The organism is Georgenia thermotolerans (genome assembly GCF_009193185.1).
GTDB classification, from domain to species: Bacteria; Actinomycetota; Actinomycetes; order Actinomycetales; family Actinomycetaceae; genus Georgenia; species Georgenia thermotolerans.
Genome location: NZ_VUKF01000052.1, coordinates 20,723 through 31,188, shown reverse-complemented (window position 1 = coordinate 31,188; position 10,466 = coordinate 20,723). Strand labels below are relative to the sequence as shown.

Annotated in this window: 5 protein-coding genes and 1 pseudogene; all 6 read right to left on the bottom strand. The window is 73.9% G+C overall.

Annotated features, from left to right (window positions below; translation table 11 throughout):
- Positions 1-2,731, bottom strand: a pseudogene (locus GD970_RS18710) (hypothetical protein); the annotation flags it as partial.
- 461 nt (positions 2,732-3,192) lie between these two features.
- Positions 3,193-4,488, bottom strand: coding sequence for an MFS transporter (locus GD970_RS18705; protein ID WP_152204421.1), 1,296 nt, complete (start codon positions 4,486-4,488; stop codon positions 3,193-3,195).
- Positions 4,489-4,551: 63 nt separating this feature from the next.
- Positions 4,552-5,418: a formyltetrahydrofolate deformylase gene (gene purU, locus GD970_RS18700; RefSeq protein ID WP_226925458.1), complete on the bottom strand. Its 867-nt coding sequence runs from the start codon at positions 5,416-5,418 to the stop codon at positions 4,552-4,554.
- Positions 5,419-5,491: 73 nt separating this feature from the next.
- Positions 5,492-6,892, bottom strand: a complete 1,401-nt coding sequence (locus GD970_RS18695; RefSeq protein ID WP_152204420.1) for an L-serine ammonia-lyase — start codon at positions 6,890-6,892, stop codon at positions 5,492-5,494.
- Positions 6,892-7,533 (bottom strand): sarcosine oxidase subunit gamma, encoded by a 642-nt coding sequence (locus GD970_RS18690; protein ID WP_152204419.1) that lies wholly within the window; start codon positions 7,531-7,533, stop codon positions 6,892-6,894. Before GD970_RS18690 ends, GD970_RS18695 begins: the two co-directional genes overlap by 1 nt.
- Positions 7,526-10,465: a 2Fe-2S iron-sulfur cluster-binding protein gene (locus GD970_RS18685; RefSeq protein WP_152204418.1), complete on the bottom strand. Its 2,940-nt coding sequence runs from the start codon at positions 10,463-10,465 to the stop codon at positions 7,526-7,528. Before GD970_RS18685 ends, GD970_RS18690 begins: the two co-directional genes overlap by 8 nt.
- Position 10,466 lies beyond the last annotated feature (1 nt).

The following is a 10,466-nucleotide window of genomic DNA, read 5'->3' as shown; positions in this document are numbered from 1 at the left end:
CCGACCCGACACCCGCCGGGCCCTCGCTCCCCCAGTCCACGTCGATCGCGTCCACGCACTCCCGACCCGCCGGCGCACCCGCCAGCTCGGTGCCCTCGAAGTACGCCGCCGACCACTGCCCCGGCGCGCAGGCGTCGATCTGGTCGGGCACGACCACGCGTGCCGGGTTGGACGGTGCGGAGGAAACCCCGTCGCCGTCGAGGGCGACCACCACGTAGAAGTAGGTGGTGCCAGCCGCGATGGTGAGGTCGGTGTAGGCGGCCGCGGTCAGCGGCGCGGCGCCGTTGAGCGGTTCGCCGTCGACCGCGACCGGCTCGGTGGTGGAGCGGTAGACGTGGTAGCCGGTGGCTCCCGCGACGGGGTTCCAGGTCAGCTGCGCCGTGTCGCCGACGAGCTGGGCGTCGAGCCCGGTCGGGACGCCCGGCCCCGTCGGCTCCTCGGTGAGGGTGATCTCCACGGTCGTCGACGGCTCCGACCGGGTGCCGTCCTCGCCGAGGGCGATGACGGCGTAGTAGTAGGTCCCGCCGGCCTGTACGGCGGTATCGAGGTAGTTGGTGCCGACGACCGGCGTGCCGTTGAGCGGCTCTCCCTCGGTCTCCACCGTGGGGGAGGTCGATCGGTACACGGCGTAGCCGGCGGCCCCCTCGACGACGGTCCAGGTCAGTTGGACCCCGTCGTCCGTCGCGTCGGCGGTGAGGTCCGCGGGGGCGGCCGGCGGCACCGACGCGTCGTCCACGACGACCTCGACAACGGCGGAGGGCGCGGACGCGCCGCCCTCGCCCCGGGCAACCACGGCGTAGTAGTACGTCTGACCCGGCTCGACGCTCTGGTCGACGAAGGCGGTGTCGGTGATCGGCGCGGGGTTGAGCGGCGCGCCGTCGGTCGGGACGGTCGGCTCGGTGGCGCGGAAGACGTCGTAGCCGGTCGCGCCTTCGGAGGCGCTCCAGTCGAGGACGACGCCGCCGTCGGCGGCCGTGCCCATCAGCCCGGTCGGGGCGGCGGGCGCCGCCGGCGTCTCCTCGCCCTGGCCGTAGATCTCGACGTAGGCGATCTTGGTGTTGCTGCCGCCCACGGGGTCGATGGTGAGCGACCCGTCGGTGACCTCCACCGTGCCGACGGCCTCGTCGTACTCACGGGCGGAGGAGGGCACGAAGCGGTCGACGATCGGCGTGCCCTCGGCCCGGATCACGTGGGTGCTGTCGTACCCCCCGCCGCCGGCGGAGCCGGTGTCACCGACGGCGACGACCACGGTGTACGTGCCGTTCGGGAGGTCGTAGCGCCAGGCGCCGGCCGCCGTCATGCTCGTGTGCTGCATGTGCGCGATGGTCGCCAGCCTGGGGTCCGTCGTGACGCCGGCACCGGACCGCAGCCGCGTCAGTTGCGAGACGTCGAGCGGGGCACCCGAGGTGGCATTGGTCCATCCGGCGCCGCGGGCGGCGTCGTAGGGCAGGCCGGTGTCCGCGGTGTAGCCCGCCGGGACGGGAGCGGCGGCCGTCTGGAAGTTGACCTTCGTGATCTCCTCGCCGTCGACGGCGGGCACGGTCGCGTCGATCTCCGCGGGCGCGGAGATGTTGCCTGCGGCGTCGACCGCGACCACGGCGTAGTGGTAGCTGCTGCCGATGAAGACACCGGTGTCGGTCAGCTTCGGCGTGGTGAGCAGGGCGGAGCCGCCGATCCCGTTGCCGGTCGTCGCGACGGGGGCCGAGGCGCCGCGATAGACGCGGTAGCCGGTGACGTCGGAGGAGACGTCCGAGGCGTCCCAGGCCAGCTCGACCTGCCCCTGCGAACCGGTCGCCGTCAGCCCCGTCGGCGCCGCCGGCGGCTCGGAGTCGGTCTCGGTCAGCGAGAAGCTGTCGAAGGAGTACGCCAGCGCGGCCGACTCAGCCATGTTGCGCTTCGTCGCGAACAGGCCGCCGAACGAGGTGACGTCGGGCATCGTCGCCTTGAGCAGGCTGCCGTTGTGGAACGTCGCGGGGAGCTCGAGCGTGCCGACGGTCTGCTCGGCGCCGTCACCGACGCGGAAGTGGCCGGTCATGGTGCCGGCGAGCGTGTTGATGTCGAGCGTGAGGGTGATCGGCTGCGTCCCCAGCGCCGCCTGCGTGGTGTCGACCATGACCTGGTCCGCGGTCGGCGCGGTCGCGCTGCCCGTGGCCATGACGCCGCCGATCTCTCGGGCGAGCTGGATCTGCCGGCTGGTCGTGCTGGAGGCGACCAGTGCGAGCTTGACGTAGTTGTCGTCGTCGGGCCCGAACCACAGCCCCGCCTGGGCGGAGCTGGTCGCCGCGGCGGGGCTGGTCAGCGTGGTCGTGAAGCGCAGGTTGGTGTCGGTGGTGTCGACCCCGACGCCCAGGGTGTTCTCCTGCTGGTTCACCAGTCCCGAGGAGTTGCCTCCGGGCTTGGTGTAGGCGATCCCCTTGGTCGCCGTCACCGTGAGCCGGCCGTCCGCGACCTCGAGGTTCTCCGGGAGGTAGTACGTCGGATCGGCGCTCGAGGGCTGGACCATGGTGAACCCGGTCCCGACGTCCGCACCCGTACGTAGTCCGCCGTCGACGCCGTCAAAGGACAGATCCAGCTCGTTGTCCACGGCCACCTCGGCCGGCGGGAGCGGCGAATACGGGGTGGTCGCCCAGTCGGCCGCGTTCGGTGGCACGTCGGCGACGGGGACCGCCGTGGCGGGCACGGCACCGACCGCGGCGGTCGCCACCATGGCCACCACCGCTGCGACCGCCACCGCCGTTCGCCGTGCGAGCGGGGCCAGGAGACTCGGACGACGGGACTGGGCTGGACGAGACATAGGGGTCCTCTCACGCGTCGCGTGCGCCGGATGACTGGTGCAGCGAAATCTGTACGCTGCGGGCCAGAAAACCGGGCCGGAGGTCCCATACCGTCCAGAACAGACAGATGATCGGCGGATGATCCTGCGGGGTGGATCAGGGTCGTGTCTGGGTGACGCAAGGGTGAGGCGCCGTCGGCCGTGGAGGCAGGGACGGCGGGTGCCGACGGCTCAGATCATCGGCTTACGGCGGCTTCAGCGGTGATCACCCTGGGTGAGGCTCGATGCCCCTACGCCGGAGAGTTTCACTGCGGGGCCCCTGGGGCGCACCGTGCCGAGAAGTTGCGAAGACTGCCTTCGTTTCCCCTGGGGGCCAGTCCCGACGTGCCGGACCGGGGTGTCGGCGAGCCCCGTCGGTCTCAGGCGTGGATCCCGGCCCGGCGCCGGGTGGTGCGGTTGGCGTGCACCGACCACCGCGGCACCCACCGGCCCAGGGCACCGGCGGCGCCGAAGCCGAGGGCGCCGGTCACCCAGATGCCGGCGGCGAGCGAGCCGAGGGCGGCGCCGGCCGAGACGACCAAGGGTCCCAGCGCCATGCCGCCGTCCTGCAGCACCCGCCACAGCCCGAGGAACTTCGCGCGGGCGTGCGCCGGGGCGACGTCGGAGCCCAGGGTCATGAGGATCCCCGAGCCCATGCCATTGCCCAGGCCCATGAGCCCGGCCACCACCGCGACGGCGGTCAGGGTCGTGGTGAAGGGCAGCAGGACCATGGACACGGCCATGACGATCATCGACGGGATGCCGATCCAGAGCCGGCCCCGGCGGTCCATGACCTTCCCGGCCGGGTAGAACAGCAGCATGTCGACGGCGCCGGCGAGCCCGAAGATCAGCGAGGTGGTGCTGGGGTCGAAGCCCAGGTGCTCGGTCCACAGCGGCAGCACGGTCTGCCGGGCACCGCGCACGGCGCCCACGAGCAGCACGGCCACCCCCAGGGTCTGCAGCACGTCCCGGTGCTCGCGCAGCACCTGCCCCATCGTCGGCGCGGTGTGCGCACGGCGGGCCTCGCGCGCGGCGGCCGCGCGCTCGCGGAGGGTGCCCGAGACCGGCACCCCGATCCGCTCGGTCTCGTCCCGGGCGAAGAGCACCGTGACGGTCGCGGCGACGGCGGTGACCGCGCCGAGGAGGTAGGCGTGGTGCAGGTCGCCGCCGTGGATCACCGCGGCGCCGACGAACGGGCCGAGGAACTGCCCGATGCGGTGCACCCCGGCCAGGGTGGACAGCACCCGGGCTCGGCGCAGCGGCGGGGTGATCTCGGTGAGGTAGGACTGCCGGGCGAGGTTGAACACCGCCGATGCCGCGCCGGTGGCCAGCACGGCGACGGCAAGCAGCAGCAGGCTCGACGACGCCGCCGCCCCGGCGAACGCCAGGGACGCGACGACGCCGGCGAGGATCATCGCCCGCCGGTCGCCCACCCGGGCGGCGAGCGCCCCGGCGGGCAGGTCGGCGGCGATCTGCCCCACCGGCAGCATGGCGGCCACCGCCCCGGCGACGGCGAGGCTGGAGCCCAGGCCGACCGCCGTCGGGGCGATGATCGGAAGCATCGCTCCCACGCCGATCTCGAAGACCAGCGAGGGCAGCAGGGCGCCGAGCACCACGGTGCGGAAGGGGAACATCGGGCCGTCGCCGTCGCGCGGCGTGGTGGGACGGGCAGTCATGATGCCCCATCATGGCGCGCCAGGCGGGTGCGCTCAGCCCGAGGTCACGGAGCGGTCAGCGGCTCAGCGCAGCACCACGGTCCGGTTGCCGTGCAGGAAGACCCGTCCCTCGCAGTGCCACCGCACGGCGTTGGACAGGGCCTTGCACTCGGTGTCCCGGCCGGCGGCGACCAGCTCCTCGGGGCCGAAGGCGTGGTCGACGTCCTGGACCTGCTGGGAGATGATCGGCCCCTCGTCCAGGTCGGAGGAGACGTAGTGCGCGGTGGCGCCGACCGTCTTGACCCCGCGCTCGTAGGCCTGGTGGTAGGGCTGGGCGCCCTTGAAGCTGGGCAGGAACGAGTGGTGGATGTTGATCGCCCGCCCGGTCAGCCGCGTCGCGAGGTCGTCGCTGAGGATCTGCATGTAGCGGGCGAGGACGACGAGCTCGACGTCGAGGGCGTCGACCAGCTCCAGCAGGCGCGCCTCGGCCTCGGGCTTCGTCGCCGCGGTCACCGGGACGTGGAAGTACGGGATGCCGTGCCACTCCACGAGGTCGCGGTGGTCGGGGTGGTTGGACACCACGGCGACGATCTCGGCCGGCAGGTCGCCGGTGCGGGTGCGGAAGAGCAGGTCGTTGAGGGCGTGCGCGAACCGGGACACCATGACCAGCACCCGGGTCCTGGCCCCCGCCTCCCGGATGGTGAACCGGGCGCCCAGCTCGGTGGCCAGGCCGGCGAAGGCCGTGCGCAGCCCGTCCACGCCCGGGTCGGGGTGCGCCTGGCCGACGACGAAGTGCACCCGGAGGAAGAAGTGCCCGGCCCGGAAGTCGTCGAACTGCTTGAGCTCGAGAATGTCGCCGTGGTGGCGCATGAGGAACCCGGTCAGGGCGTGGACGAGGTTGGGCCGCTCGGGGCAGTCCAGGGTGAGCACGTAGCCCGGTCCGACCGGCACCCCGGCCCCCGCCGTCCGCGCGGGGCCGGGCGCCGCGGTGGTGACCACGACGTCGCCCGTCGCGGCCGCCGCCTCAGCACTCGATGACGTTGACAGCGAGGCCGCCACGGGAGGTCTCCTTGTACTTGATCTTCATGTCCGCGCCGGTCTGGCGCATGGTCTTGATCGCCTGGTCGAGGCTGACCTTGTGGGAGCCGTCCCCCTGCCGGGCGAGCCGGGCGGCGTTGATGGCCTTGACCGAGGCGATCGCGTTGCGCTCGATGCACGGGATCTGCACCAGCCCGCCGACCGGGTCGCAGGTCAGCCCGAGGTTGTGCTCGATGCCGATCTCGGCGGCGTCCTCGACCTCCTCCGGGGTGCCGCCGAGGACGGCGCACATGCCGGCGGCGGCCATGGAGCAGGCCGAGCCCACCTCCCCCTGGCAGCCGACCTCCGCCCCGGAGATCGAGGCGTTGATCTTGAAGAGGATGCCGATCGCGGCGGCGGTGAGCAGGAACTCGACCACGCCGTCGTCGTCGGCCCCGTCGACAAACCGGGTGTAGTAGTGCAGCACCGCGGGGATGATCCCGGCCGCCCCGTTGGTGGGCGCGGTGACGATCCGCCCGCCCGAGGCGTTCTCCTCGTTGACCGCCAGGGCGTAGAGGTTGACCCACTCCATGGCCCACAACGGGTCGGTCATCACCCCGCCGTCCTTCCTGGCCTCGGCCTCCTGGGCCCGCAGCCGCTCGCGCAGCCGCGGGGCCCGCCGCCGCACCTTCAGCCCGCCCGGCAGCGTCTGCTCGGTGCGGGTGCACCCGTTCTCGACGCACTGCTGCATGACGTCCCAGATGGCCAGCAGCTCCGCGCGCAGCTCCTCCTCGGTGCGCCAGCTCAGCTCGTTGGCCAGCATGACCCCGGCGATGGACATGCCCGACTCCCGGCACCGCTGCAGCAGCTCCGCGCCGGTGCGGAACGGGTAGGGCAGGGCGGTGGCGTCCTCCACGATCCGGTCCGCCCCGGCGGCCTCGTCGTCGACGACGAAGCCGCCGCCCACCGAGTAGTAGGTGCGCTCGCGCACCAGCGCCCCGCCGTCGTCGAACGCCTCGAACGTCATCCCGTTGGGGTGGGCCGGCAGCGCCTTGCGGCGGTGCAGGACCAGGTCCTCGTCGGGGTCGAAGGCGATGCGGTGGGTGCCGCCCAGGCGCAGGCTCAGGTCCTGCTTGAGCGCGGCGACGCGGGCCACCGCATGGTCGGTGTCGACCGTCTCGGGAACCTCGCCCTCCAGCCCGAGCAGCACCGCCCGGTCGGACCCGTGCCCGTGCCCGGTCGCGCCGAGCGAACCGAACAGCTGGGCCCGCACCCGGGCGGTGCGCTCGAGCAGCCCGTCCGCCGCCAGCCCGGCGGCGAACCGTTGCGCGGCACGCATCGGGCCGACGGTGTGTGAGGAGGACGGACCGATCCCGACCGAGAACAGGTCCAGGGCGGAGAGGGCCATCAGGCGTACTCCCGCATCCCGTCCAGCAGCCAGCGCACCGTGTGGGTGGCGAAGGAGGCACGCACGAGCACGCGCCAGGTCTGCTCGGCCGTGCGCCACAGGATCACCGGGGTGGCGCCCAGCTGCGTGGCGACGGCGGCGCCGACCGGGAAGACCCGCGGGTGCAGGTCGAGCCGGCAGCCCTTGTCGAGCACCGAGCGGGCGGCGGGGCCGGACAGCTCCAGCGTGGTCCGGTTGGCGGAGAGGTCGACCACCTGCCCGGGCCGCTCGCCCAGCGCCGCGGCGAGCCGGCCGGCGTACTCGGTGGTGAGCACGCCGGACTCGGCCTCGTCGGGCGCGACGGCGAGGAACTCGTCGGGGGCCAGCCACAGCACGGCCAGCCCGCCGGCGCCCGCGGTCACCTCGCCGACCCGGCGGGGCAGGGCCGCGCCGAGCGCGGCCTCGACCGCGTCGCCGCCGGGGGTGCCCGGCTCGGCGCGCAGGGCGACCTGGGTGAGGAACGGGACCTCGCGCAGCGCGACGGCGTCGCCGGAGCCGGCCGTCATCTCCTCGTGGAGGTGGTGGGCCGGGCTGCGCCGGTGGGCCAGCACCTGGGCGCGGCGGGTGGTGGGGTCGCTTGCCAGCGTGAGCACGTCAGCCATCTCGCCTGGCTCCTTCCTTGTCGTAGAGCACCGGTTCGTCGATCCGGACCTCGGCGAAGTGCCCGCCGAAGGAGGCCAGCACGGTCTCCCCCACCCGGGCCCGCCCGTCCTTGACCAGGGCCAGGCCGAACGTGCGGCCCAGCGCCTGGCTGTGGTAGCTGGAGGTGACGTGCCCGAGCATCGGGATCGGCCGCTCGGGCAGGCCCTCGCCGGTGTAGCCACCCAGCGCGTCGGGCTCGACGAGCTGGGTGCCCTCGGGCAGCCGCAGCGCGGTGTCGACCGGGAGGACGGCGACCAGCTCCTTGCGCCCGCCCTCGGCGTGCGAGGCCCGGGCATAGGACCGCTTGCCGATGAAGTCCTTGGTCTTGGACACGATCCAGTCCATCCCCAGGTCCTGCGGGGTGACCGTGCCGTCGGTGTCCTGCCCGACGATGGGGTAGGCCTTCTCGGCGCGCAGCACGTGCATGGTCTCGGTGCCGTAGGGCGTGATGCCCAGGTCGGCGCCGGCGGCGGCGATGTCCTCCCAGACCTTCAGCCCGTACCAGGTGGCGACGTTGACCTCGAAGGCCAGCTCGCCGGAGAAGGTGATCCGGCAGATGCGGGCGGGGATCCCGGAGGCCAGGACGGTCTCGCGGAACTCCATGAAGCCGAAGCCCTCCTTGGACACGTCCAGGTCCGGGGCGATCCGGGCGATCACCTCTCGCGAGCGCGGGCCGACGACGGCGGTGGTGGCCCACTGCTCGGTCACCGAGGTGAACGTGACGTCCAGGTTGGGCCACTCGGTCTGGGACCACTCCTCGAGCCAGTCGAGGACCTTGGCGGCCCCGCCGGTGGTGGTGGTCATGAAGTAGCGGTCCTCGGCCAGCCGGAGGGTGACGCCGTCGTCGAAGACCATCCCGTCGGGGGTGCACATGACCCCGTAGCGGCCCTTGCCCACCGGGAGCTTCTTGAAGGCGTTGGTGTAGACGCGGTTGAGGAACTCCCCCGCGTCGGCCCCGCGGATCTCGATCTTGCCCAGGGTGGTGGCGTCCATGAACGCCACGCCCTCGCGGGCGGCGCGGCACTCCCGGGCGACGGCGGCGTCCATGTCCTCGCCGTCCTGGGGGTAGTACCAGGGCCGCTTCCACTGCCCGACGTCCTCGAACCGCGCGCCGTGGGCGACGTGCCACGGGTGCGCCGGGGTGGTGCGGGCGGCGTCGAACAGGTCCCCGCGGTGGCGCCCGGCCAGGGCGGCGAAGGCCACCGGGGTGAACGGGGCCCGGAAGGTGGTGGTGCCGATGTCCCCGGGCGACACCCGCTCGCCGGTCCCGTCCGCGAGCGCCCGGGTGAGGATGCCGATCGTGGTGACGCCGGCGATCTTGCCCTGGTCCAGGCCGGTGCCGATGGAGGTGTAGCGCTTGACGTGCTCGACCGAGCGCATGCCGGCGCCGGTCGCGCGGAGCACGTCGGCGGCGGTCTGGTCGCGGCCGGGGTCGACGACGTGGGTGTCGTAGGTGCCATCGCGGCCCTCGACGATCCACAGCTGCCGGGTCGCGCCGGCGCGGGCGCGCCGCTCGGCGCGCGTGATGCCGGCGTCGTCCGCGGCGGCGGCCTCGGCGCCGTCGGTGGCGTCGAACCCGGCCGCGGCGGCGGCTGCGGCGCCGGCCCGGCGGCCCTCCTCGACACACCCTTCCGTCCAGTAGGTCCCGGTCACCGCCCCGGCCAGGTGCTGGCCGCGGACGGGCTCCCCGGGCAGGAAGCCGGCGAGGGCGTCGTCCCACACCAGGGCGCCCTGGCGCTGGCTGTGCAGGTGCACGACCGGGCTCCAGCCGCCCGAGACGGCGACCAGGTCGGCCGCGCCCCGCTCCGCCGCGGCGGTGGGGCGGCCGTCGGGGTCGACCGGGGCGACCCAGGCGGCCTCGACGGCGGTGGTGCCGTCGATGCCGACGACGGCGGCCCCGGAGCGCACCGCCAGCCCGGCCGCGAGGGCGCGGTCGCGGGCCGCGGAGGGCTCGGAGGCCTCGCGGGCGTCGACCACGGTCACCGCGGCGCCGGCCTCGCGCAGGGCGTGGGCGGTGGCGTAGGCGGAGTCGTTGGTGGTGAACACGACCGCGGCGCGGCCGGCCCGGACGGCGTAGCGCCCGAGGTAGGTCTGCACCGCGGAGGCGAGCATGACACCGGGGACGTCGTTGTCGGCGAAGACGATCGGCCGCTCGCTCGCCCCGGTGGCCAGCACCACCCGGCCGGCGGTGACGCGCCAGACCCGCTGGCGCGAGACGCCCGGGCGGGGGGTGCCGCCGAACTGCTCGCCCCGCTTCTCCAGGGCCATGAGGTAGTTGCCGTCGTAGCTGCCGAAGACCGCGGTGCGGGGAAGCACCGTGACCTCGGGGGCGGCCTCGAGCTCGGCGCGCACGGTCGCGACCCAGTCGGCGGCGGGCACGCCGTCGACGGTCTCGCCCGAGTCGGCCAGCAGGGACCCGCCGAGCAGGAAGTCCTGCTCGAAGAGCATCACGCGGGCGCCGGTGGCGGCGGCCGCCCGCGCGGCGGCCAGGCCGGCGGGGCCGGCGCCGACGACGGCGACGTCGGTGTGGACGTTCATGGTGTCGTACTCGGCCGGGTCCTTGCGCTGGTCGAGCACGCCGATCCCGGTGAGCAGGGTGACGTCCAGGCCGTCGCTGACCTCCACGGTGGTGGCGGGCAGCATGGACTCGTCGTAGTCGCCGCGGATGCGCACGAGGGCGTTGGGCTCCTCCACACCGGCGGTGAGGATGCCGCGGGGCCGGGAGAGGTAGATCGAGTCGCCCACCCGGGCCCGCCCGGCGGCGAGCAGCGCGGAGGCGACGGTGTCGCCGGCGTAGCCGGTGACCGGCGCGCCGTCGACGACGAACTCGACGGGCCGGGAGCGGTCGATGGCGCCGCCGGCGTCCAGTCGCAGGGTCTGGTCGGTCCCCATC